This is a genomic window from Phytohalomonas tamaricis (assembly GCF_003012345.1).
In the GTDB taxonomy this organism is placed as follows: Bacteria; Pseudomonadota; Gammaproteobacteria; order Pseudomonadales; family Halomonadaceae; genus Phytohalomonas; species Phytohalomonas tamaricis.
This window is the reverse complement of the sequence record NZ_PVRV01000019.1, coordinates 585,518-609,782: the sequence shown is the minus strand read 5'-3', so window position 1 is coordinate 609,782 and position 24,265 is coordinate 585,518. Positions and strand designations below refer to the sequence as shown.

Genomic DNA, 24,265 nt, shown 5'->3' with positions numbered 1-24,265 from the left:
GTTCAGCGCAAAACGGGTCTACGCTGTTTGTTTCACGTGAAACATCGCTGGGCGCTATCCATGTTCAGCAATTTATCGACGAAGTTAGCCAGCGAATCGGCCACAAGAATGCTGGCCGTGTCGTTAAGCTGATCGAGACCGCCTTCCGTAATGCGGCCCTTACCTGTACGTACAAGTGCCACCCTGCAGCCAGCAGCCTGGCCAGCCTGCAGGTCACGTAAGCTATCGCCTACCATCCATGCGCCCGCAAGTGTCTCTATGCCCAAGGCATCGCGTATCTGATAAAGCAAGCCAGGAAGCGGCTTTCGGCACTGGCATCGTTCATCGGGGCCATGTGGACAGTAGGCGATATGTGCAATTCTCCCTCCTGCATCATTGACCAGCGTAATCATCTTGTCATGCATGGCAGCAAGAGCGCTTTCATCGAAATAGCCCCGAGCTAGACCGGACTGATTGGTTGCAACAGCCACGGTCCAGCCTGCGTTGCTAAGACGTGTAATGGCTTCTATTGCACCGGTAATAGGCGTCCATTGATCGACGGAGCGAATGAAATCAGGGGAGTCCTCGTTAATGACGCCATCTCGGTCAAGCACGACAAGCTTGGTCATGCCCGCAATCTACTTAAGTTCATATTCACCCTCTTGCAATATCTCATCGTTTGGCCTGTACAGACGGTTTGAACATGACAAACCCAGTATGCGTATCGAAGAAAAATCCTATATAAAAAAGCAGCGCTCCACGTATGTTTCACGTGAAACACTTTTGCTTGCTTAGGGAATAATACGTTTTTCTTTCAATCGGTCGATAGCAGAAAGCAGCGTTTCACGAGCATCACAAGTTTCGGTGAAGCCGTAACGATGGATCTTGTTTACATCTGAAATGACGTCGGTTTCGGTGTTGAAGATAAAGTTGCCGAAGTCCCAGCCAACGACCTTGGAAAGATCCGCTTCGACCAGATTGTGCTGTTCAGCCAGTTCCCGCCAGATATCATTCTTGTCGGCCATATGCTTGGCCAGATCAAGCGGTACGGGGGCACCAGTGGGTAAGTCAAGATGGTCGGCCACATCCTGCCATAACCGCTCCCAGCGGAATACGTCACCATTGGTAATATTGAACGCTTCACCGCCTATGCCTTCCTTGGTTGCCGCCCAGTAACTGGCGCGTCCTAACAGGTTGGCATCGGTAAATTGCATCAAGACGCGATAGGCCGTTTCACTACCGGGATAGCGCAGAGGGACGTTCAGAGCACGCGACAGCTCAGCGAATACACCGACAACAAGGGCGATGTTCATCGGATTGCCATAGATATCGCCAACAACCACATCGGGACGCAGGGCAACATAATCCCATGAGGCCTTCTCTGCACGTGACGAAAGCATCGCTTCCTGAGCCTGATACAAATTAGGCGGCATGTGGCTGGGGTCGTCTTCACGCGCCGGGGTTGGCACTTTGGCACCAAGATGGATGCCATAAATCTTGAATCCTTGGTAAATAACTACACGCTCAAGTGGTGCCTTGGCATTTTCCAATCCGTCGAGCAAATGCCCCAGCATCTCGGCGTTACGCTTCGCCTCTATCGAAAGGTCTTCGTCAGGGTTGAGGGCTGCGTAAAATACATGAGTCACTTCACTCGCCTGTTCTGCCAATATCTTAGCCGAGGCCTCGCGGTCGGTCAGATCGGCGCTGATGGTCTCGATGCCGTCTATTGGCTGGCGAGCGAGGCCCAGTACACGCGCACCCTGTCGCTTGAGTTCATTACACACCGCGTCGCCGATAATACCGCTAGCACCGGCGACTAGCGCAACCATAGAAGATGACATAACGTCTCCTTGAGAAGGTTAAATGACTGAATACTATAAGCGTAGCTGATCAAAAAAATATTAGCAGGCCAACGAAGACGTGCCCCATAACAACGGAGCAAAAGCGTTTTGTTTCACGTGAAACAAATGTAAAAAGCCGGGACTTTTAAAAGTCCCGGCTCTATTTGACCCCAACGCAGCGGTAGCAGCGTTACTGCTGCAGCAGCGAAATATCCGCCACTTCGAGGAAAAGCCCCTGCAGGTTGGCCAGCAGGGCGAGTCTATTATTTCGAACGGCTTCTTCTTCAGCCATGACCATTACCTGATCGAAGAAGGCATCGACCGGCTCCTTGAGCGATGCAAGCTCATCGAGAGCGTCCTGATACCGCCCGGCTGCGATCAACGGTGCTGTAGATTCGCGGCGGGCTTCGACCAGCTCATGGAGTGCTTGCTCGGCCTTGTCCTGCAGCAGGGTAGGACTGACCTCACTGGGTACAGGTCCATCCTGCTTGGTGAGAATGTTGGCGACACGCTTATTGGCTGCTGCCAAGGCTTGTGCTTCGCTGCGCAATGCAAAGGCCTGCACGGCACGCAAGCGGCGTTCGAAGTCGAACGGACGTGTAACTGGGCGGGCACGTACCGACTGGTAGACTTCGATGCTGATGCCTTCGTCCTGGGCCCAGGCGCGAAAGCGGTCGAGCATATAGTCAAGCACCTCATCAACCAGCCCTTCATTTCTTGGCAATGACTGATGCTGTGCAACGGCTAAAGTTAGCAATTCACGCAGGTCGAGGTTCAGCTCTCCCTTGATCAGGATGTTGAGAATGCCTATCGAGGCGCGCCGTAGCGCAAACGGGTCTTTAGCACCGGTGGGTCGTTGACCGATGCCGAAGATGCCGGTCAGCGTATCGAGGCGATCGGCCAACGCCAGCGAGAGGCCTGCAGATTCATCGGGTATAGCATCGCCGGCGAATCGCGGCAGATACTGCTGATAGATGGCCTTGGCGACTGCTTCGGGTTCGCCATCGAAGCGCGCATAGTAAGCGCCCATGATGCCCTGCAGCTCCGGGAACTCAAGCACCATTTCGCTGACCAGATCGCATTTGGCGAGCTGAGCGGCACGCCCGGCATCGTCTTCGTTGCCCTCAATCTGGGAGGCGATGTGACGCGCTAGCGCCTCGACGCGACGGCTCTTGTCGGCCAGCGTACCCAACTGCTGCTGGAAAACGACATTTTTGAGTTCGCTACGGCGCGCATCAAGCGAATGCTTGCGATCAGTCTCGAAGAAGAACGCTGCATCAGCTAAACGCGGACGAATAACACGCTCATTACCTTCAATGACTTGCTGGGCATCGCGACTCTCGATGTTGGCAATGGTGATGAACGACGGCAGCAGCTTGCCATTACTGTCAAGAAGGTGGAAATATTTCTGATTGGCCTTCATCGACGAAATCAGGCATTCCGCCGGCACTTCCAGAAAGCGTTCATCAAAGCGCCCGGTCAATGCGACCGGCCATTCCACTAATCCTGTGACTTCACTGAGCAGATCGTCATCGATAACGGCGGTCGCGTCGATACGTGCGGCTTCAGCCTGCACTTGACGCAGAATCTCTTCACGGCGGCGCGGGACGTCAGCAAGTACTTTGGCTTCTTCAAGTCGTACAAGATATTCGTCAGCGTGATTGAGTGTGATCGCTTCGGGGTGGTGAAAACGGTGACCAAAGGTGATGCGGTTAGCACTGAGACCGAGTACGTTGGCGGGCACGATATCCCCACCGTAGAGCATTACCAGCCAGTGTACGGGCCGTGAAAATTCGACCCGTGAAGCCCCCCAGCGCATGCGCTTGGGTACTGGCAGGCCATCAACGGCACGAGAAACAATTTCCGGCAACAGAGTTATCGTCGCTTCTCCGGACTGCGTGTAGCGATAACCGATACGCTCGCCCTTGTCGGTATCGATGTGAATCAGTTCATTGACATCGACCCCGACTGAACCGGCGAAGCCGCTGGCGGCCTTGGTCGGGTTTCCTTCGTTGTCGTAGGCAGCTTTGACCGCTGGGCCGAGGCGCTCAATGTTGCGATCGGGTTGGCGGTCGGCAAGGCGCTCGATCTGCACGGCCAGGCGTCTTGGCGTCGCATAAGCGTGGATGGCGAGATAGGAGATGTCCGCGTCGCTCAACCCCTGCTCTATACCATGGGCAAATGCTTCGGCAAGCGGGGCCAGGGCATCCGGCGGTAGTTCCTCAACGCCAAGTTCTACCAGAAACGTATGTTCGGATGCCATCAAACGTTGTCCTCTTGCGTTTGTGATTCGCGGGCGAGTATTTCATCACGCAGCGCTTGGGGTGCCAGCGGAAAGCCAGCGGCCAGGCGTGAAGCGTAGTAGGCATTGGCTACATCGCGAGCCAGGGTACGCACGCGCAGGATGTAACGCTGGCGCTCGGTGACCGAAATGGCGTGGCGGGCGTCGAGCAGGTTGAAGGTGTGAGAGGCCTTAAGCACCATTTCGTAGGCAGGTAAGGGCAGTGGCGTTTCAAAGCCGAGCAGCTTCTGGCACTCACGCTCGTAATAATCAAAGTTGGCGAACAGTGTCGCTACGTCAGCGTGTTCAAAGTTATAGGCTGACTGCTCACGTTCATTTTGCAGATAGACATCGCCATATGTCACGACCGTGCCGTCCGGTGCCTTGGTCCAGATTAGGTCATAAACGCTATCGACATTCTGAAGGTACATGGCGATACGTTCGAGGCCATAGGTCAGCTCGCCGGTGACGGGATAGCACTCGATACCACCTGCCTGTTGGAAGTAGGTGAACTGCGTCACTTCCATGCCGTTGAGCCAGATTTCCCAACCTAGGCCCCAGGCGCCGAGAGTGGGCGATTCCCAGTTATCCTCGACGAAGCGGATATCGTGTACTAACGGATCGATACCGAGGCGTTCAAGCGAGCCAAGATAAAGCTTCTGCAGCTCAAGCGGTGAGGGCTTCATCACTACCTGAAACTGATAATAATGCTGTAGCCGGTTGGGGTTCTCCCCATAGCGCCCATCGGTAGGGCGACGTGAAGGTTGAACATAGGCAGCATTCCAGCTCTCGGGACCGATTGAGCGAAGGAATGTCGCTGGGTGGAAAGTGCCTGCGCCGACTTCCATATCAAGCGGCTGCATGATTACGCAGCCCTGTTCGGCCCAGTACTGTTGCAGGGCAAGGATCAGGCCCTGAAAGGTTTTCACGTCGGGTTGCGACGATGACATTTGGGGCTGTGACATATGACGGGATCCCGTTGGCCCATGAGTTCATGAATTCGAAGACCGTCAAGTATACAATTAGCGGTTAACGGGTTATAGGGCCGGACCGTGACCATATGTGGTATGTGTCGGCAATAGTGATAGTAAGACGATTCCGGTCAGGCACGTCATGATCGGACAGGAGAAGATGATGATAGTAGTGACGGGTGGAGCCGGCTTTATTGGTGCCAATCTGGTCAAGGCACTAAATGAGCGCGGTCGCGAAGATATCATCGTTGTTGATGACCTGACGGATGGTACGAAGTTCATCAATCTGGCCGATTGTCAGATCCAGGACTATCTCGACAAGGATGACTTCCTGCGCCGCGTGCGCGCTGACAGCGGCCTGCCGAAGATCGAGGCGATCTTTCATGAGGGCGCCTGCTCGGCGACTACCGAGTGGAACGGCAAGTACATGCTCGAGAACAACTTCGAATACTCGAAGATATTGCTCGATTACTGCCAGGCTCATCAGATTGCCTTCCTTTATGCCTCTTCGGCAGCAACCTATGGCGGCAGTGAAGTATTCAAGGAGGAGCGTGAGTTCGAGAAGCCGCTCAACGTTTACGGCTATTCCAAGCTTCTGTTCGACCAGTACGTGCGGGCGCGCTGGGACACGCTGACGACGCAGGTGGTGGGCTTTCGCTACTTCAATGTTTATGGGCCACGCGAGCAGCACAAGGGCAGCATGGCGAGCGTCGCTTTCCATCACCATACGCAGGTCCAAAACGGCGAGAATCCTAAGCTGTTCGGTGCCTATGGCGGTTATGAGGCGGGCATGCAGAGCCGTGACTTCATCTACGTGGGTGATGTCGTCGATGTCAACCTGTGGTTCCTCGATCATCCGGACAAGTCCGGCATCTTCAATCTTGGCACCGGCCGTGCCGAGCCATTCAAGACCATCGCCGAGACGGCCATCGAGTATTACGGCAAGGGCCAGATCGACTACATCGATTTTCCTGATCACTTGAAAGGGCGTTACCAGAGCTACACACGTGCCGATATCTCGCGCCTGCGTGAGGCTGGCTATAACGGTGATCTCAAGACGGTCGCCGAAGGCGTTTGGGCCTATCTCGAATGGCTTAATCGTGAGTCCAACTGAGCCGATGGTAACGCGATCAAATGACCCGTCTGCTACCCGAGGCGGCGTTAAAGCACGTACAGTGACCGGCGAACGTATTCTGATCGTCGGCCCGTCCTGGGTAGGTGACATGGTCATGGCGCAAAGTCTGTTCATGACGCTCAAGGCGCGCTTGCCCGGATGTATGATCGATGTGGTGGGCCCCGCCTGGTCATTGCCCATCATCGCGCGCATGCCGGAAGTGCGCCGTGCACTGACGCTTGATGTCGGACATGGCAAGACCGGTTTCAAGGCACGCTGGAGACTGGGGCGTCAACTGCGCGGTGAATATGATCGCGCTATCGTTCTGCCGCGTTCGTGGAAATCGGCGCTGGTGCCGTTTATGGCCAGCGTACCGAGCCGGACCGGATTTATCGGTGAGCAGCGCTTTGTGATTCTCAATAGGCGCCGCCAACTCAACAAGAAGATTCTTGATCAGACCGTCAAGCGTTTTGTCTCACTCGGCCTGCCACGGGGCGAGGCTTATCCGCCCCAACGTATTCCGCAGCCGAAGCTACGTGTTGATCCTGACAACCAGGCAAAACTGGTTACGGCGCACGGTCTCTCGGATAGGCCGCTGATCGGTATGATGCCGGGTGCGGAGTTCGGTCCTTCCAAGCAGTGGCCGCTTGACTATTTCCGGCTGCTGGCCGAGACCCTGATCGATGCAGGCTACGCTGTTGCTGTGCTGGGAGGGCCCAAGGATGAAGCAGCAGGTGAAAAGATCGCCTTGGGGCTGCCTCACGCCTTCAATCTGTGTGGCAAGACCTCGCTTGCCGATGCGGTCGACGTACTTGGATTGTGCCAGCAGGTGGTGACCAATGATTCGGGTCTGATGCATGTCGCCGCTGCTGTAGGCACACGCATTCAGGCCGTCTACGGTTCCACCTCGCCGCACTACACGCCGCCGCTTAGCGATAATGCTGAAATTCACTGGTTGAACCTGGCATGCTCGCCATGTTTCGAACGCACCTGTCCCCTGGGGCACAATAACTGCCTGAAGCACATCATGCCTGAACGGCTCCATCAGGCTATTGTGGCGGGTACACCCGCTAATCGTGACGTATTAGCGCGTCAATAAGCGACGGTAAAGTGTTAGATAGGCGCTGGCCATTGCCGCGGGCGTGAAAGCACCGAGACGGCGCTTTGCCCCTGAAGCCAAGCGTTCGCGCCTTGCGGCGTCTGACGCAAGCTCAGCGATGGCCTGAGCGAGTGCCGTGCTGTCTTCGCCCGGTACCAATACGCCACTGTCGTCGTCGATGACGATATCCGGAATGCCATCGACGGCAGCGGCGACAATCGGGACGTCATGATCCATCACATCGAGCAAAATTGAGCCAAGCCCTTCGTTGCGCGATGGAAAGGCGAATAGGTCCATTGCCTCCAAGTAATCACCCACGTTCTTTTTGAACCCTTCCCAGACGACATTGTCGAGGTCGGCACTTTCACGCTTGAGTGCCGCCTCGTCCTCACCTTCGCCAAGAAAGAGAAACAGTAGCTCAGGATGGCTGTCATGAAGCTGACGTGCAGCGTCTATCAGTAATCGCTGCCCCTTGTGGCGGTCGACCAGCGCACCGACATGACCCACGACGAAACGGTGGGCGAAGCGGGCCTTGAGCGCATCAACCTGCTCGGCATTGGCGGGAAGGTGAGCCAACGCGCTGGGGATACGTGCCGTTTCACCCCAGTTGCGCTGGCAGAGGTGAGTTTCGATCACTGAAGAAATGGCTACTGTACAGCGTGCCTTGGCGTAGGTACGTCGGTTGAAAAACTTGTCCTTGACCGGTTGGGGGACGCGCCGAGTCAGGAGGTACGGTGTGCTGCGAAGACGTTGATGCACATAAGCCCAGTGCACTGCCTTGGCTTCATGCGCATGCACCAGGTCGGCACGGCCACCGTTGAAATGACCGGCCAATTGATGATCGGCATGAATGATACTGACCGCCACGTTTTCAAGCTCGGCAGGAATCCACGAGTCGCGACGACATACCAAGCTCTGCTTCAGACCCAGTGCCGCCAGCGCCTGAATGAGCAAGACCGTCTGCCGTTCGCCACCACGAAAGCCACGGGCCAGATTGACGTGGCGAATATGCAAGGGCGTGTTCATTGTTCCCACCGTTAGCAGACGTTTACCAGACCTTGTCGAAGTTCTCGGCGTCACGCACTTTGGCGTCACGCTGAAATTCGAGCAGCTTGGCGTATTTGAGGTAAGCGTTGACCGCCGCCGACAGTGCTACTGAGAGGCCGTCGACACCGGCGGTGAAGCCCCCTTGGAACACATACTTGCGCACAAAGGCGTTGGCACCGTGGGTCAGCGGCGACAGCGCACTGGCACGCTTGCCCTTGAGGTACATGATTTTGGCTGCGCGATTGGAAAAGCGCCCGCTCGCCTTGGTGAATAGCTCGCCCAAGTTGGCAAAGGAATAGTGCTCAAGGTCGGCATCAAGGCGCTTCGGATTCTTCGCCTGTACCGAGGCGTGCTGGCGGCTGTCGGAAAACGCGGTGCGTTCACGATCGAAAAGACGGATGCAGTAATCCGGATACCAACCGCAGCGCTTTACCCAGCGCGAACCGATAAAGTTACGGCGGCGCAGGGCATAGGCGTCGTGGTTATCCGCATTGAGATCGAGCGCGGAAATAATCTTTACCGCTTCGTCAGTAAGGCGTTCATCGGCGTCGAGTGACAATACCCAGCGGTGGCTGGCCTGGCCAGGACCGACATTTTTCTGCGGTCCGTCACCGAGATAGGGCTGCTCGATCACTCGCGCCCCGGCGCGTTCGGCGCGTTCGCGGGTATCGTCCGTTGAACCGGAATCGACGACGATCAGCTCGCTGCAGACCCGCGACAGCGAGGCCAGACAGGCCTCGATGTTATGAGCTTCATTGAGCGTGATTACCACCCCGGTGATGGCAGGTTTTGCTGCGTCAGGCGCTGCTTGGGTGGACATAGGGCCCTCCTTATTTAAAGAAGCGCTTCATGGCATTGACCGCATCGAATACCGCGGGTGAGAAATTCTGCTCGGGCAATTCATCCATCTGCGGATCGTAGACGTCCCAGTCGCCGCTGTCCTGAACCACGGTAATGCGATCATCCTCGATGATGCCGTAATCAAGGTAGCTGTTCGAGATCACCCAGTTGTGATCGAGTGCGCCTGAAAGCAGGTCCTGGCCCATGCTGTAGTCGCCAGGCGGGTTGCTGCATCCCAGGCCATGCGTCATCAGAGTGGGCACGACATCAAGATGGCTGGTCAAGCCGTGATTTTCGCCCTTCGCGACGCCCGGGCCACGGATTACCAGCGGCACTTGGGTCTGCCATTTGGTGAAATTACTGTTATGCCCCCAGTAGTTGTGGTGCGAGTCGTTGAATTCCTGTCCATGGTCGGAGGTGACGACCAGAATCGTGTTGTCCCATTCGCCGGCTGCCTTGAGATCGTCAATGACACGCTTGATCAGCGTGTCATCAAAATGCGCCGCGTTGCGATGCAGGTTCTGGATTGGCGTGGGGTCGGTATCTGGGCCGAGATTGACGTAGCTCATCTCGCTAGCGGAGGGCTGCCACGGCTTCTCGGCATCCTGCGGCACGCTGTAACCGTGCGGCGCGTCATAGAACAAAAAGCCGAAATAGGGCTGCCCGGGTGACTGTTGACGCCGTTCCTGCTGCCAATCGAGCCAATCCTGCGTCATGTTGGCGTCGCGTTCGGCGGGCGTTGAACCCTCCTGCGTGCGCAGGCGTAAATCAGGCACTGAAGCGAATACGGTACGATCAAAACCGACGCCATCGAAGCTCGCCGAACCGAACAGGCCGAGTGGATAGTTGTGCTGTTGAAGCGTACGAATAAACAGGCTTGGCGTCTGGCTGTTCTCCATAGCTTCCCAGTAGTTGCCGCTCAGACCATAGAACAGGCTGAAGACGCCATTGCGGGTCGCATTGCCACCGCTGATGTGATCCAGGAAGCGTGTGCCGTCGCTCATCGCTGCGTAGATGTTGGGCACGGTCTTCTGGTCATACTCATCGAAGCGCCAAGAGTCCAGTGTGATAATGATGATATTGGGCGCATCCTCGCCGGGCATGCACTGAAGCGGCGCCTTGGGCCAATCGAGGCTGGCGCTGCCACCTTGGTTGAGCTTGAGGCCCTTTTCACGCGCTGCACGTGGATCGAGCCAGCCGTGTTTTTCCATGAAATCCTTGGCGGTGGCAGGAAACAGCAGGGGGTAGATGCCTACCTGCTGTGTGACTGAGCGCTTGTAACGCGCATCGGCGACGACATGGATGGCGTGGCTTGCGACCATTAACACCAGCAGTGCCGCGAAGATTTTCCATACCGGCAGGCGCACGCTTCTGGCACGGGCAAAAATGCGCCATGCCAGCCATAGCTCAAACAGCACCAGCGCGATAATGACAGCGATGCCGACTATCCAGGTCATTACTGAGAAGCTGAAGATTTCGCCGTTCTTGTCATTGAGGAACAGCGACAGCATGAAACCGTTGAGATGGAAGCGGTACTGGCCGTAGACCACGGTATCAAGTGCCAGTGCCCATAGCCCAGCGCTGGCGAGCAGCGCAGCGGGAATAATCATGCCGCGCTTGGGCAGTACGAGCGCCATCAGCGCCAGTGGCAGCCAAGCAAGCTCGACAAGCAGACCAAAATGGCCGGGCCAGGTCGTCAGCAGATAACTTAAGCCCCAGAAGTCGACTGGAACATCAAGGTAGGGCACGTAGCGTAGGGCAATGGCCCATACGAGCACGAGGTTGATCAGTGCAAAGAAGGCGGCGGCACGAAGCCGGAAGCGTCGGGTATCGTTCGATAGTTTCATGGTTGGCGTTAGCTGGCTGCGTATCCTTGAAGGAGATATTTGCTATAGTCATTCGCCCGTTGCGGGGCAAACTTGTCGATAGAGCGTTTTAAACGGTCGAGGTTGCGCTGGCGCCACTGACCTTGCGCACGCAGACGACAACGATCGAAGTCGATCAGCCACGGTTCACTCTGGGCATCGACGAGGATATTGCGGGCATTGAGATCGACATGATCAAGCCCGGCGGCGTGGAAACGATGGATGAGCCTGCCTACATCGGCAAGAAGCTCATCACTGGCGCTGCCGTTGGCGAGCAGGTCGGCCAGCGCACGGGCACCGGGGATACGTACCGTCATCAGAGCGGCTTGGTAAAAGATGCCTTGGCGCCATACACAGGCACCGACCGGCTGCGGTACGGGCAGGCCCTGATCGTGAAGACGAGCAGTCAGCCTGAATTCACGAAAGGCACGGCTTTGATCAGCGCCAGTCCACAGGTAGCGGTCTTCGCTCAGATGCTCTATCAGCCCGCCGCGGCGATAGGGCCTTAGCGTCCACTGTTGGTTGGGTGAAGCAGATCCGCTTGCCGTGGCATCGATAAAGATACTGGCACCGCGCCCCGGCGCCTCACCGACGATGGCATGGAGTTCTCGCCAGTAAGCAGCAGTGAACCATTCGGCGCAAATTTGTGGGGGGCCATCGGCATCACATAAACTATGCGCATCATATAGAATGTGCACATTCGCTTTTCGGGACATAACCATCCGCATGAAGCATCCTCTGCCCGCTAGCCCCACGCATATCTGTGTGCTGCGGTTATCCGCTCTAGGCGATGTCTGCAACTTGGTACCCACGGTACGAGCCTTGCAGCGTCAATGGCCCAAGACCCGTATTACCTGGATCGTTGGTAAAGGGGAACACAGTTTACTGACCGGATTGTCCGGGGTCGAGTTCGTGGTGTATGACAAGGCCACAGGCTTCAAGGGCATGCGCCAGTTGTGGCGTGACCTCAGTGACACGCGCTTTGATGTGCTACTCCACATGCAGCAGTCGCTTCGTGCCAGCATCCTCTCGCTGGGGCTTAGCGCTGGGGTGCGTATCGGCTACGACCGAGCGCGCGCCAAGGATTGGCAGACCTGGTTTACCAATCATCGTTTGGCGCCGCACCCCCAAGCGCATGTGCTTGAGTCGTTCATGGATTTTGCTCGCGCACTTGGCGTGACCGATACCGCATTGGAGTGGAATCTGGCGATTCCCGACACGGCCTATCAGGAGGCCGAGACGTTCATGGCGGGGCGTCAGACACTCGTCATCAGCCCGTGCGCCAACCCACGGTTGCGTAATTTCCGCAACTGGTCGGCGCAAGGGTATGCGGCGGTGATCGAGCATGCCTGGGCGCAGCACGGCCTGACTACTATTTTGACTGGCGGCAGCAGTATGCAGGAGCGCGAGATGTCTGCCCAGATCATGGCGCAATGTGTCGAGGCCAAACCGATCGATGTCATGGGCAAGACTTCTCTCAAGGGACTTTTGGCCCTGATCGAGCGCGCGCGTGTCGTGATTGCTCCGGATTCCGGGCCGGTCCATATGGCCAATGCGCTGGGAACGCCTGTGGTCGGGCTTTTTGCCACCACCAATCCTGAGCGTGCTGCACCGTACTGTTGGCAGGACTATGTCGCTAACCGCTACCCTGATGCTGTACGCACGTATTTGCATAAATCGCTCGATGACATCACCTGGGGGACACGTGTGCGTCATCCTGATGCGATGTCCCTGATTCGCAGCGAAGATGTCATCGAGCGCCTCGATACGTTGGTTGAGCATACTGCCGATCGTCTCAAGCGCTGATCAAACAAAGGCTATTCATAGATGAAACTCGATCTGACCGCGTTCGAATCCGCCCGAGTGCTGGTAGTGGGTGATGTGATGCTCGACCGCTATTGGCATGGCGGCACCTCACGCATTTCTCCGGAGGCGCCGGTGCCGGTGGTACGGGTTGAGCAGTGCGAGGACCGGCCCGGTGGCGCGGCGAATGTCGCGCTTAATGTCGCCTCGCTGGGGGGCATTGCCACGCTGGCGGGATTGGTGGGCAATGACAATAACGCGACGTTACTCAACGATGAGTTGAGTGCCGCTAATGTCAGTACATGCTTTCAATATGGCACGGACGTGCCCACGATCACCAAGCTGCGCGTGATGAGCCGCAACCAGCAACTTATCCGTCTCGATTTCGAGTCTCCGCTGGCTGATGTCGATACGGCTGAGTTGGTGGAGCAGGTCGAAGCAGCGCTGCCAGATTGTGATCTGATGATTTTGTCAGACTATGGCAAGGGAACGCTCGATCGTATCCAGACATTGATCTCACTCGGCCGCCAGGCGGGCAAGCGAGTGCTGGTCGACCCCAAGGGGCAGGATTTTTCGCGTTATCGTGGCGCCAATGTGATTACGCCTAATTTAGCCGAATTCGAGGCGGTAGTCGGTCCGTGCCGAAGTGATCAAGAACTGGCAGAGAAGGGCGAACAGCTACGTGGCGAACTCGGGCTTGAGGCGCTATTGATAACGCGCAGCGAGAAGGGCATGACGTTGATTCGTGAAGATTTCGCGCCGCTGCATCTGCCGACGCATGCCCGTGAAGTCTTCGATGTCACCGGGGCGGGCGATACGGTAATTGGTGTGCTCGGACTGGCGCTGGCGTCGGGGCACGCCTTGCCCGAGGCGATGATGCTGGCCAACCTCGCCGCCGGGTTGGTGGTGGCCAAGCCCGGTACCGCGACGCTCTCGGTCGCCGAACTCTATACGGCACTGCACGGTGACAAGCTGGCGGAATATGGCGCCACTTCCGAAGCCACGCTGATTGCGGCAGTACGGGCTTCTCAGGCGCGTGGTGAACGCGTAGTGATGACCAATGGCTGTTTTGACATCCTTCACGCCGGTCATGTCGCTTATTTGGAGCAGGCCAAGCGGCTCGGTACTCGCCTGATCGTAGCCGTCAATGACGATGCCTCGGTGACACGCCTGAAAGGGCCCAAGCGGCCCATCAATCCACTTGCGCGCCGTATGCAGGTATTGGCCGGGCTGTCAGCAGTCGACTGGGTTGTGGCCTTTAGCGAGGACACCCCGCAGCGTCTGATCGAGGCCGTGCTGCCGGATGTGCTGGTCAAGGGTGGCGATTACAAGGTTGACGATATTTCTGGCGGCGCGGCCGTGCTGGCTAATGGCGGCGAGGTTCAGGTGCTCGGCTTCGAGGACGGTGTCTCGACAACGGCGATGATCGCCTCCATCCTCGACCGGGAACTTTAATCGCGTGCGTCGTAGGCTTTACTCTTCCTTGCTTTATGCGCTATCTCCGCTGATTTGGCGCCGTGTGTGGCGTGAGTCATTGCCCACCCATCCGCGGCGTGAGCGCCTAGGACGCATACCTGACTATGGCGATGAACGCATCGTCTGGGTGCATGCCGCATCGGTCGGTGAAGCGCTGACCGCGCAACCCTTGATCCGCAGCCTAATCGATGACTATCCCGATCATCGCGTGGTCGTCACGACCATGACGGCGACCGGCGCACAGCGTATCCGTGCGCTGTTCGAGGATAAGGTCAGCCATCACTTCGTGCCACTGGATTTTCCGCGCGCAACGAAACGCTTCATTACCCGTCTCAATCCTGAACTGGCAATCATTGTTGAAACCGAGATTTGGCCCAACCTGATGCGTGCCTGTGGCTATCAGGGCGTGCCGGCCATCATTGTCAACGGTCGTCTGTCGCCTAAGGCCTTCAAGCGCTACCTCAAGCTTGGCCCGCTGATGCGCGACGCGCTGCGCTGGGTACGCTGGGTAGGTGCCAAATCCGGAGACGACGCCAAGCGTTTTCGCGCGTTGGGCCTTGAGGCACGCGATATTACGGTGACCGGCTCACTCAAATACGATTTGAGCGTCAATGACGCGGCGCTTGATGAGAGTCAGCGTTTACGTCAATTATTCGGCACGCGCCCGGTGTGGATTGCTGCCTCGACCCATCCCGGTGAGGATGAACAGGTTCTTGCGGCGCATGCCCAGCTATCGATGCGCTTTAACGACGCTTTGTTGATTCTGGTGCCGCGTCACCCGCAGCGCTTCGATGATGTCGCTGCGCTGTGTCAGGAACGTGGCTTCCATGTGGCGCGCCGCAGCGCCGGTGATCAGGTCACGACCGACACGCAGGTCTATCTCGGCGATACGATGGGGGAGTTGATGGCGCTATACGGTGCCGCGGATCTTGCTTTCGTTGGGGGCAGCCTAGTCGAGATAGGCGGTCATAATCTGCTTGAGCCCGCAGCACTCGGTGTGCCGGTACTGTCAGGCCCCCATCTGAACAATTTCAGTGAGATTGCCACGACTCTACGTGAAGCGGATGCCCTGATCGATATTGTCAACGCCGATACGCTGGTACGCGCACTGATGCGGCTATTGGAAGATGATGCCGCAAGGCACCATCTGGGTCAGGCCGGCAAGGCGGTTGTCGATGCCAACCGGGGCGCACTTGAGCGCACCCGGGCCGGCATCGCGCGGTTATTGATGCGTTAGCGCTCGATACGCTGAACGCCCTCCGGTGTACCAAGCAACAGTACGTCTGCGCCACGGCGCGCAAACAGTCCATTGGTCACGACGCCGGTGATGTTATTGATGCGCTCTTCCATCGTTAACGGGTCTTCGATCATGAAGTTATACATGTCGATAATCTGATTGCCGTTATCGGTAACGACGCCGTCACGGTACATCGGGTCGGCGCCAAGCTTGACCATTTCACGGGCGACATAAGAACGTGCTAGGGGAATGACCTCGATCGGGAGCGGATAGCCGCCGAGCACGCTGACGCGCTTTGATTGATCGGCAATGCAGATGAAGCGTTGGGCGCAGGCGGCAACAATCTTCTCTCGAGTAAGGGCCGCGCCGCCTCCCTTGATCATCTCGAAGCGTTCATTTATTTCATCGGCACCATCAATATAAAAAGGTACGGTGCCGACGCCATTCAAATCGTATACGGGAATATTGTGTGCTTTCAGGCGGGCTGCGGTCTCCTCCGAGCTGGCCACTGCACCATCGAAGTCATGCCTGATCTCGGCCAGTTGCTCAATGAAAAAGTTGACCGTTGAGCCCGATCCCACACCGATCACGGTTCTGCTGTCGAGCAGATGTTTCAGCTCATTGACAGCCGCGGCAGCAACGGCGCGCTTCAATGTGTCTTGGGCTGAGCTAGGGGGAGTAGCCATGCAATATCTCCAGCGAAGAGAGGCGGGATGCAAAAGAGGACGAAAGCGCCCGATTCAGGCGCCATTATAAGCAACATGAGCGCGGCTGTAGACGTCACCAGCTATCCTCTGCTACCAATAGCTGTTTACCGTTCGCGATAGCTTCGCTGCGATGCTGTCGTCCTGCCCGCTCCATAGGCGCCGATGCGCCATTACCAGATCACCTCAGGACACGAGAATGTTGGAAGAGTACGTCAAGAAAATCCTCCAGGCCCGGGTGTACGAGGCTGCTATCGAAACGCCGCTGTCTGCGGCACCCTTTTTGTCGAAGCGACTTAACAACCACATTCTCATCAAACGTGAAGACTTGCAGCCGGTTTATACCTTCAAGCTGCGTGGTGCCTATAACAAAATGGCGCAGCTCAGCGATGAACAGAAAGCCAAGGGTGTCATTACTGCCTCCGCTGGCAACCATGCTCAGGGATTGGCCATGGCGGCCAAGCAGATGGGGGTCAAGGCAGTCATTGTGATGCCGAGGATTACGCCCGATATCAAGGTTCAATCGGCACGTGCGCGTGGCGCTCGGGTCGTGCTTAAAGGCGATGCATTCAGTGAAGCGCTTGATCATGCTCGCGAACTGATCGCAGAGCACGGCTATACCTATATCCCGCCGTTTGATGATCCGGATGTTATTGCCGGGCAGGGCACCATTGCGATGGAGATCCTGCGCCAGCACTCCGCGCATATCGACGCCATCTTCGTACCCGTCGGCGGTGGCGGTCTAATTGCCGGTGTGATTGCCTACGTGAAGTATCTACGTCCCGAAATCAAGGTGATCGGTGTCGAGGCTGAGGATGCGGCCTGTCTGAAGGCCGCGCTTGAGGCAGGCTCCCGCGTGGTACTTGAACAGGTTGGGCTATTTGCCGAAGGGGTGGCGGTGGCGCAAATCGGTGAGACACCGTTTCAATTGATCAAGGATCATGTCGATGACGTCATTACGGTAAATACTGATGAGATGTGCGCAGCGGTAAAAGATATTTTCGAGGATACCCGTGCCGTTTCCGAGACGTCCGGAGCGCTGTCATTGGCTGGCCTGAAGAAATATGTCCAGCAGACAGGGGCCGAGGGCGAGACGCTGATATGTATCAATTCAGGTGCCAATATCAATTTTGATCGTTTGCAGCATATTGCGGAGCGCACCGAACTTGGCGAACAGCGCGAGGCAATCCTGGCAGTAACGATTCCTGAACGTCCCGGCAGCTTCAAGCAGTTCTGCAAGATTATCGGCCGGCGCATGGTTACCGAATTCAATTATCGCTATGCCGATGAGCGTCATGCTCATATCTTTGTCGGCGTACAGGTTAAGCCGGGTGGTACAGATAGAGAGGAAGTAATTCGCAAGTTGCGCGAGGCGGATTACCCTGTCGAAGACCTCACGGATAATGAACTGGCCAAACTGCATATTCGACATCTTGGCGGTGGTCGTCCACCGATGCCTTTCGATGAGGAACTCTATCGCTTTGAGTTTCCGGAGCGTCCCGGTGCATTGATGAAATTTCTTACTCATCTCCCCGAGAGCTGGAATATCTCTTTATTCCACTATCGTAACCATGGGGCTGCCTATGGCCGCGTTCTGGTGGGGATGCAAGTGCCTACTAACGAGCGTTCTGGCCTGGAGCGCCATCTCGATGAGATTGGTTACCGCTACTGGAAGGAAACGGAAAATCCGGCCTATCGATTATTCATGGCTTAACTAACGGCACGTAAGGGAAGTAACAGAACATGATTGTAAAAAGGCCGCTATAAAGCGGCCTTTTTATTGAAATGAAAAGTGTGTGAGAGGTTAGATTATTCTAAGCAGCAGGTTCAGGAATTCATGTAGCCTAAAAGTATTGTCATTTTGAACGATATTGTTACTAGAGGTTTAATTTTTTCACAAAAAGAGCTGGTACACATATTGCGACTAAAGGCGCCCGGTCCTATAGTCGTACCGCCGTCAGGGGTGGCGGTGGATAACGTATTTTCGGAGCAATAATGAGACGTAAGCCCGATCTGGTTTTTACTTTAGTTTTCTTGTTTGGTTTTGGGGTCGTTGCCACGAGTTATGCTCAGACCGTCATAGGTTCCTGACGCGTTTCAAGCTGACCAGTACTCGATTTATTGATAGCACCGCATTCACTCGGCAGATAGTTTATGAATGCCGCGCGTGAAGTTGTGGCGTGGACGGATGACATCCTGATCGCTGACGATAGCATCAAGGGGTACATCCCAGTGCGCGCTGGGTAACTTTTCAACGCGCTGTATGGCATGAGCAAGGCCCATTAGCCGGGGGCGCGGGCCATGCTGAGTATGGGCGAAAGCAAAGGTTCGATCATAAAAACCGCCGCCCATGCCAATACGCTGACCGTGGTCGTCGAAGCCGACCAGCGGTAGTAGCACCACATCCAGTGCCCAAGGCGCGCAGCGCCTTGTCCTGTAAGCACCAAAGCGCGTATCAGGTTCCTGAATACCGAAGCGGTTGGTGGTCATGGGTGTAGCATCATTAAACCTTACGAACCACAATCTATTCTCCACCAGTGGACGTAGCACTGGCAGATATACCTGCGTGCCACGACGACGCAGCCAAGCCACTAGCGGCGTGGGATCAATTTCGCCATCGTTGGGTAAATAGAGCGCCACATGACGGGCTCGACGAATTTCGGGAAGCTGACGCAGCTTGCGACATAGCGCAAGAGAGGCGAGACGTTGCTGGGCAAGGGTCAATGCACGGCGTTGGTGACGAAGTGTCTGACGCAGCGCGCGGCGTTGCCTTAGCGTCTCGACCGAAGGTGTCTCGGTAGAAACGTACATGAAAGAGTTCTCCAGAGTGCCGCTGTTGTTCTGGCCCTGAACCTACTGGTTCAGGTGGGTGACCGCAAGCAAACCGTTAGGCTTTCCGACGCACGGACATGCACACGGGTTTGCCGTAGGTCCCCTGGGCATTGCGCATAGGCTCGAGGGACTTTAACAACTGGCGTACACCCCAGAGAACATCTCCATTCTAACAGAAGTGACGCACTTCGCCCAAAATTCACACGTTAAAATTGCTTGTTAACGCGTGACAGGACTATCGATGAGCGCTTTATCGAGTTGCTCAGTAAGCGCGGCCAGCCGTGACTCACTTTCCTTTCGGGCCTCAACCTCACGCATCAGCTCGTGGGCAATGTTGAGTGCCGCCATCAATGCTGCCTTTTCGTTGCTCATCGCCTTGCTGCGTGACTGAATTCCTTTCAATGCCCGGTCAAGGTATTCCGCGGAACGCATCAGCGCGTCATATTCATCGGTGCCACAGCTGATGACATAGGATTGGCCTAGCAAATTAATTTCAGCGGTCTGGCGGGGGGCCTCGCTCATAACATCATTGCTCCTGCACGGGCCAATCGGGGGCGATACGATATAGTGAAAGACAACAATAGTCTTTATTGTGAGCCACTATAGAGAGCCCCAAGAAACCGGTCAACGCATGCCGTATTCGATCTTTTGTATCGATCGGTCAGTGTTACCCGAAGGTCGGGCCCGCCATCAACGCATATATACAGCAACCGGGATATTTCATGTCGACAGTAAATGAGCCGATCGATTTCGCCACTATCGGTGATATCTTTCTTGCCCATGGTAGCCTTCAAGCACCGGCGTTTCTCGATGGTCGGCTATGTGCTCAACTGGCACTGGCTGATATCGATGCCAGTACGTGGCTCGAAACAGTGTGCGCCACGCTTGGCGTAGAGGAGCCACGTTCACGTGAGGATGCCGAAGTCCTTTTGGAATGGCGTCGGCGTACTGAGGCGCGCCTTTCAGCGGCCGAGATGAGTTATGAGCCATTGTTGCCAGATGAACTTTTTTCACTGAGTGAGCGTGCCCAGGGGCTCAAGGAATGGAGCCAAGGCTTCACCGAGGCTGTTTTCGAGTACGATGTAGAAGTGCGCGCCGGATGGTCGGCTCCACTCAAGGAGGCGCTCGAAGATATCGAGGCGCTGGTGACGATCGCCACCGACATTGAAGAAAGCTCGGAAAACGAAAATGATCTGTTCGCCTTGACTGAGCACGCGCGTATGGCCGCAATGTTGCTGTACACCGAGCAGCATCCTGGTGAGCCTCAGGTTGAGCAAGTATCGTCATCTGAGGAAGATGCTCAACAGACGCGCCATTAGCCACTAAATAAAGTCGGGAGCCAAGATGCAGCGTGACCCCTTGCCGCGTCCTGCGGCGATTTCACTGGACGAATACCGCGACCGGCGTGTCCGCTTGATGGCAGCATTGCCGGATAATGCCGCCGTACTGATACCCGCCGCGACGCTTAAGCCACGCAATCGTGATGGCGAATATCCGTTTCGCCAGGACAGTGATTTCCATTACCTAAGCGGATTCCCCGAGCCGGATGCGTTGTTGCTGCTACTGCCTGGGCGCGCCGAGGGCGAGACGGTATTGTTCTGTCAGCCCAAGGACCCACTGGCGGAGGCCTGGACCGGCATTCGTATCGGGGCCGAAGGCGCAGTGGTGCGCTTTGGCGTTGACGAAGCGCATGACAACGATGTACGTGATGAGTTGCTCGTGGAGCTGCTCGACGGACGTGAAACGCTCTGCTTCGCCCTTGATGATGAAGAGGCGCTGATGATCGCTAGTGATGTACGTGGTGCCCTCAAGGCACGCGTACGTCGCGGGGCCAAGCCGCCCCGTTCCTTTACCGATATCACCTCTGTCTTGCATGAGCAGCGCCTGATCAAGAGCGAGGCGGAACTTGAGCTGATGCGCCATGCCGGGTATATCTCGGCGCTTGCCCATCGGCGCGCCATGCAGGCTTCTCGTCCGGGGCTGTGTGAATACCATCTGCAGGCCGAAATCGAACACGAGTTCGTCTGGCACGGTGCGCGATCACCTGCCTATGGCACGATTGTCGGCAGTGGCGTCAACGCATGCGTGCTGCATTATGTGGAAAATAATGACCGGCTTGACGAGGGCGATTTGGTGCTGATCGATGCCGGTGGTGAGTTTGATCTTTATGCTGGCGATATTACCCGGACGTTCCCTGTCAATGGCCGTTTTTCCGCAGCTCAGCGTCAACTCTATCAGATCGTGCTCAACGCTCAGAAACGCGCCGTTGCCGCCGTTGGCCCTGGCAATACACTGAGCGCCATTCACGATGGGGTGGTGCGTGATCTTACTCAGGGGTTGATCGAGCTGGGCCTGCTCGCGGGAGATGTTCAGGCGTGTATCGACGACAGTAGCTATCGACGTTTCTACCTTCATTCCACGTCGCACTGGCTGGGGCTTGATACCCACGATGTTGGCGACTACAAGCAGGACGATGTGCCGCGCCCGCTTGTGCCCGGCATGGTGGTGACTATCGAGCCTGGTCTCTACATTCCTGATGCCGATGACATCCCCGCAGCGTTTCGCGGTATAGGTATCCGCATCGAAGATGATGTGATTGTCACTGTTGACGGCGGAGAAGTCACGACCGGTGCTGTGCCCAAGGAAATGGATGACATCGAGGCGCTAATGGCGGCTAGCCGCTCGAGCGATCATGGTGAGAGCGTGATCGATGGCTAATCAACGAGTGGATGTTGCCATTATCGGCGGTGGACTGGTCGGGGCCAGTCTTGCCTGTGCGTTGGCGCCGTTGATCGAACACCACAATCTCTCTGTTGCGGTCATCGAAGCAGCTCCGCTGCCCGATAACAGCGAAGGTTATCAACCAAGCTTCGATGAACGTGCCAGCGCCATTGCTTATGGCTCGCGGCTGCATTTCGAGCAGCTACAGGTCTGGACGGCGCTGCGCGAGCGTGCCAGCCCTATACGCCACATTCATATCAGCGAACGCGGCCGATTCGGCGCTACGCGTCTAAATGCTAATGACGTTCGCCTTGATGCACTGGGCTATGTGTTACCTAACGCCTGGATCGGTCGTGTGTTGCTGGATCGTCTGGCGCAGTTATCCCTCGACTGGCGTTGTCCTGCGCGGGTTACCGAGATATCACCGAAGCCAAGCGGTCATCGCCTTGTGCTTGATAATGGTGACGTGCTGGACGCCGGACTGACGGTGCTGGCCGATGGGGGGCGTTCGGGCCTCAAGGAACAGTTGGGGATCGAAAGCGTGGTCGAGGACTACGCTCAATATGCCTTGATTACCAATGTCGAGATGGGGCGAGAACACGGTGGGCAGGCCTTCGAGCGTTTTACGCCGCAAGGTGCCCTGGCCCTGTTGCCGCTCGCTGGGCAGCGCATGGAGCTGATCTGGACACATAGGCATGACTCGCTGGAAAGAACGCTTGCGCTTGATGATCGTGATTTCCTGAGGGCTATTCAGCATCATTTCGGGGATCGTGTCGGGCGTTTTCGGCGTGTCGGCAAGCGGTTTTCCTATCCACTGTCTCTTATTCAGGCGCGTGAACAGACGCGCCCGCATCTGGCCGTGCTGGGTAATGCTGCTCACGCGCTGCATCCGGTCGCGGGTCAGGGATTTAATCTGGCGCTGCGTGGCGTGATGGATTTATGCGCCTCGCTAAAAACCGCAATCGATGAGGGGCATGAACTGGGCGGCGCCAGAGCAATGGCTGATTTTGAATCGCGCCGTGCACGCGATCGTGATCAGGTGATCCGTTTCAGCGATGGACTGATCCGGCTCTTTGGCATCGATAATCCACTGTTCTCTCATGCTCGCGCGGCGGGACTGATCGGTTTGAATTTGGCCCCTCCGCTCAAGCGAACGCTGATGCGTTACGCCATGGGGTTGGAACGCTAACGCAGCAACGTTTAAGGGCGGGAGGAAATATGCAGGATGTAGTGATCGTGGGCGGCGGCATGGTAGGCGCAAGCCTCGCCGTACTGCTGGGCGAGGCCAAGCTTAACGTGACACTGCTGGAGGCACGCAGCTTCAATGTCGACTGGCAGGCGAACAGCATCGATGCACGCGTCAGCGCAATTACGGCGGCGTCACGCGCCCTGTTGGCATCAATGGACGTCTGGCCCGGCATCATCGCGCGTCGTGCCAGTGCGTATACCGGTATGCGTGTCTGGGACAGTGAAGGATCAGGCGAGGTTGTTTTTTCCGCAGCAGATGTCGGCGTGGCGGAGCTTGGGCATATCGTCGAAAACAGTGCAATTCTGGCCGCGTTGTATGCGCGTCTTGAAGCGCTCGATCATGTCCAGTGCATTGATAATGCGACCATCGAGGCGCTCGAACCACTAGCTACTGGCCGCTGCGTGACGCTCAGCGATGGGCGTCGTTTTGAGGCCAACGTCGTGGTCGCCGCCGATGGCGCGCGTTCGACGCTGCGGCAGTTGGCTGGTATAGAGGTCTCGAGCCATGACACGGGGCATTGCGCGATTGTCACTACCGTGCGCCATGAACATTCCCATGGGCGAACGGCGCAGCAGCGTTTCCAACCGACCGGGCCACTGGCATTTCTTCCGTTAGTCATCGATGGCGATAGCCGCTATTCCTCGATTGTCTGGTCGGCGGATGTCGCTGAGGCTGAACGTCTCATGGCACTTGATGACGCCGAGTTTTCATCCCGGCTGGCCAGCGCGTTTGAACATTGCCTTGGTGCGATCACTTCAGTCGAGCCTCGTCACAGTTTCGCGCTGACGCAGCGCCACGCCCAGCGCTACGTTGAAGAAGGCTTTGCCCTTATCGGCGATGCCGCGCATAGCATTCATCCTTTGGCGGGCCAGGGGGTCAATCTGGGACTCATGGATGCTGCTGTACTAGCGGAAGAGCTGGCGTGGGCCAAGCAGCGCGGCGCACCGCTGCATGATCTGCGCATTCTGTCGCGTTACTCACGCCGTCGCCGTCTCGATAACACCATGATGCTCACGTTGATGGACGCGTTTCGAGTCGGATTCGCCAGCGACATACCGTTAGTGCGTCTGGCACGTAACCTGGGGATGCGAGGCGTCAACGGAACGATGCCAATCAAGCGTTTTCTGGCTCGGCAGGCATTGGGGGAGCGCAGTGATCTGCCTGCGCGGATCAAGGCTCATCTGTAAGCCTATAAACACCTGTATC

Annotated in this window: 21 protein-coding genes and 1 other RNA gene; 10 read left to right on the top strand and 12 right to left on the bottom strand. The window is 56.6% G+C overall.

Annotation, left to right across the window (positions count from 1 at the left end; genetic code table 11):
* Positions 1-32: 32 nt before the first annotated feature.
* The 4 genes from gmhB to glyQ form a co-directional block, all read right to left on the bottom strand.
* Positions 33-608 carry a D-glycero-beta-D-manno-heptose 1,7-bisphosphate 7-phosphatase gene (gene gmhB / locus C3Z11_RS04765; protein ID WP_106476770.1) on the bottom strand — a complete coding sequence of 192 codons (576 nt, stop codon included), beginning with the start codon at positions 606-608 and terminating at the stop codon, positions 33-35.
* Between the two features lie 162 nt (positions 609-770).
* Positions 771-1,820, bottom strand: coding sequence for an SDR family oxidoreductase (locus tag C3Z11_RS04760; RefSeq protein ID WP_106476769.1), 1,050 nt, complete (start codon positions 1,818-1,820; stop codon positions 771-773).
* Between the two features lie 190 nt (positions 1,821-2,010).
* The gene (gene glyS, locus C3Z11_RS04755; RefSeq protein WP_106476767.1) at positions 2,011-4,083 is read right to left on the bottom strand and encodes a glycine--tRNA ligase subunit beta; all 2,073 of its coding nucleotides are present in this window, start codon (positions 4,081-4,083) and stop codon (positions 2,011-2,013) included.
* Positions 4,083-5,051 carry a glycine--tRNA ligase subunit alpha gene (gene glyQ / locus C3Z11_RS04750; protein WP_106476959.1) on the bottom strand — a complete coding sequence of 323 codons (969 nt, stop codon included), beginning with the start codon at positions 5,049-5,051 and terminating at the stop codon, positions 4,083-4,085. The genes glyS and glyQ overlap by 1 nt, the downstream gene beginning before the upstream one ends.
* A gap of 184 nt (positions 5,052-5,235) precedes the next feature.
* Between glyQ and rfaD the strand changes: the two genes are divergently transcribed.
* The gene (gene rfaD / locus C3Z11_RS04745; RefSeq protein WP_106476765.1) at positions 5,236-6,186 is read left to right on the top strand and encodes an ADP-glyceromanno-heptose 6-epimerase; all 951 of its coding nucleotides are present in this window, start codon (positions 5,236-5,238) and stop codon (positions 6,184-6,186) included.
* 4 nt (positions 6,187-6,190) lie between these two features.
* Positions 6,191-7,285 carry a lipopolysaccharide heptosyltransferase II gene (gene waaF / locus C3Z11_RS04740; RefSeq protein ID WP_106476763.1) on the top strand — a complete coding sequence of 365 codons (1,095 nt, stop codon included), beginning with the start codon at positions 6,191-6,193 and terminating at the stop codon, positions 7,283-7,285.
* Here waaF and C3Z11_RS04735 read toward each other — a convergent pair.
* Genes C3Z11_RS04735 through C3Z11_RS04720 form a run of 4 tightly spaced genes read right to left on the bottom strand, consistent with a single transcriptional unit; the run spans position 7,271 to position 11,735 of the window.
* Entirely contained in the window at positions 7,271-8,311 is a 1,041-nt protein-coding gene (locus tag C3Z11_RS04735; protein WP_106476761.1) for a glycosyltransferase family 4 protein, read from the bottom strand. The two genes, waaF and C3Z11_RS04735, sit on opposite strands and share 15 nt — an antisense overlap.
* A 22-nt stretch (positions 8,312-8,333) precedes the next feature.
* Positions 8,334-9,152: a glycosyltransferase family 2 protein gene (locus tag C3Z11_RS04730; RefSeq protein WP_106476760.1), complete on the bottom strand. Its 819-nt coding sequence runs from the start codon at positions 9,150-9,152 to the stop codon at positions 8,334-8,336.
* A gap of 10 nt (positions 9,153-9,162) precedes the next feature.
* The gene (locus C3Z11_RS04725) at positions 9,163-11,019 is read right to left on the bottom strand and encodes a DUF3413 domain-containing protein (RefSeq protein WP_106476758.1); all 1,857 of its coding nucleotides are present in this window, start codon (positions 11,017-11,019) and stop codon (positions 9,163-9,165) included.
* Positions 11,020-11,027: 8 nt separating this feature from the next.
* On the bottom strand, positions 11,028-11,735 hold the full coding sequence (locus C3Z11_RS04720) for a 3-deoxy-D-manno-octulosonic acid kinase (RefSeq protein WP_394810194.1): 708 nt from the start codon (positions 11,733-11,735) through the stop codon (positions 11,028-11,030).
* 28 nt (positions 11,736-11,763) lie between these two features.
* On the opposite strand from C3Z11_RS04720, the gene C3Z11_RS04715 reads away from it, so the two are divergent.
* From C3Z11_RS04715 to waaA, 3 genes are read left to right on the top strand one after another with little or no spacing between them, the layout of a single operon-like run.
* On the top strand, positions 11,764-12,843 hold the full coding sequence (locus tag C3Z11_RS04715; RefSeq protein ID WP_106476755.1) for a glycosyltransferase family 9 protein: 1,080 nt from the start codon (positions 11,764-11,766) through the stop codon (positions 12,841-12,843).
* 21 nt (positions 12,844-12,864) lie between these two features.
* Complete coding sequence (hldE, locus tag C3Z11_RS04710; RefSeq protein ID WP_106476753.1) at positions 12,865-14,295, top strand: bifunctional D-glycero-beta-D-manno-heptose-7-phosphate kinase/D-glycero-beta-D-manno-heptose 1-phosphate adenylyltransferase HldE; 1,431 nt, start codon at positions 12,865-12,867, stop codon at positions 14,293-14,295.
* A 4-nt stretch (positions 14,296-14,299) separates the two neighbouring features.
* Positions 14,300-15,553: a lipid IV(A) 3-deoxy-D-manno-octulosonic acid transferase gene (gene waaA, locus C3Z11_RS04705; RefSeq protein WP_106476751.1), complete on the top strand. Its 1,254-nt coding sequence runs from the start codon at positions 14,300-14,302 to the stop codon at positions 15,551-15,553.
* Here the strand turns inward: waaA and rpiA are convergent.
* On the bottom strand, positions 15,550-16,239 hold the full coding sequence (rpiA, locus tag C3Z11_RS04700; RefSeq protein WP_106476749.1) for a ribose-5-phosphate isomerase RpiA: 690 nt from the start codon (positions 16,237-16,239) through the stop codon (positions 15,550-15,552). The genes waaA and rpiA overlap by 4 nt on opposite strands.
* Before the next feature lie 151 nt (positions 16,240-16,390).
* Here rpiA and ilvA point away from each other — a divergent pair, with 151 nt between their 5' ends.
* Positions 16,391-17,971 carry a threonine ammonia-lyase, biosynthetic gene (gene ilvA / locus C3Z11_RS04695; RefSeq protein ID WP_106476747.1) on the top strand — a complete coding sequence of 527 codons (1,581 nt, stop codon included), beginning with the start codon at positions 16,391-16,393 and terminating at the stop codon, positions 17,969-17,971.
* Between the two features lie 422 nt (positions 17,972-18,393).
* Here ilvA and C3Z11_RS04690 read toward each other — a convergent pair whose 3' ends face one another.
* The 3 genes from C3Z11_RS04690 to C3Z11_RS04680 all read right to left on the bottom strand — a co-directional run bounded on the left by C3Z11_RS04690 (position 18,394) and on the right by C3Z11_RS04680 (position 19,611).
* Positions 18,394-19,068 carry a 5-formyltetrahydrofolate cyclo-ligase gene (locus C3Z11_RS04690; protein WP_106476745.1) on the bottom strand — a complete coding sequence of 225 codons (675 nt, stop codon included), beginning with the start codon at positions 19,066-19,068 and terminating at the stop codon, positions 18,394-18,396.
* A gap of 4 nt (positions 19,069-19,072) precedes the next feature.
* Positions 19,073-19,250, bottom strand: a non-coding RNA gene (ssrS, locus tag C3Z11_RS04685) — 6S RNA.
* Positions 19,251-19,308: 58 nt separating this feature from the next.
* Positions 19,309-19,611: a cell division protein ZapA gene (locus tag C3Z11_RS04680; RefSeq protein ID WP_106476743.1), complete on the bottom strand. Its 303-nt coding sequence runs from the start codon at positions 19,609-19,611 to the stop codon at positions 19,309-19,311.
* A gap of 200 nt (positions 19,612-19,811) precedes the next feature.
* On the opposite strand from C3Z11_RS04680, the gene C3Z11_RS04675 reads away from it, so the two are divergent.
* From C3Z11_RS04675 to C3Z11_RS04660, 4 genes are read left to right on the top strand one after another with little or no spacing between them, the layout of a single operon-like run.
* Entirely contained in the window at positions 19,812-20,408 is a 597-nt protein-coding gene (locus C3Z11_RS04675) for a UPF0149 family protein (RefSeq protein WP_106476741.1), read from the top strand.
* Between the two features lie 25 nt (positions 20,409-20,433).
* On the top strand, positions 20,434-21,807 hold the full coding sequence (pepP, locus tag C3Z11_RS04670; RefSeq protein ID WP_106476739.1) for a Xaa-Pro aminopeptidase: 1,374 nt from the start codon (positions 20,434-20,436) through the stop codon (positions 21,805-21,807).
* Entirely contained in the window at positions 21,800-22,999 is a 1,200-nt protein-coding gene (ubiH, locus tag C3Z11_RS04665) for a 2-octaprenyl-6-methoxyphenyl hydroxylase (protein WP_106476737.1), read from the top strand. Before pepP ends, ubiH begins: the two co-directional genes overlap by 8 nt.
* 29 nt (positions 23,000-23,028) lie before the next feature.
* Positions 23,029-24,246, top strand: coding sequence for a UbiH/UbiF/VisC/COQ6 family ubiquinone biosynthesis hydroxylase (locus C3Z11_RS04660; RefSeq protein WP_106476735.1), 1,218 nt, complete (start codon positions 23,029-23,031; stop codon positions 24,244-24,246).
* The last annotated feature ends 19 nt before the right edge of the window (positions 24,247-24,265 follow it).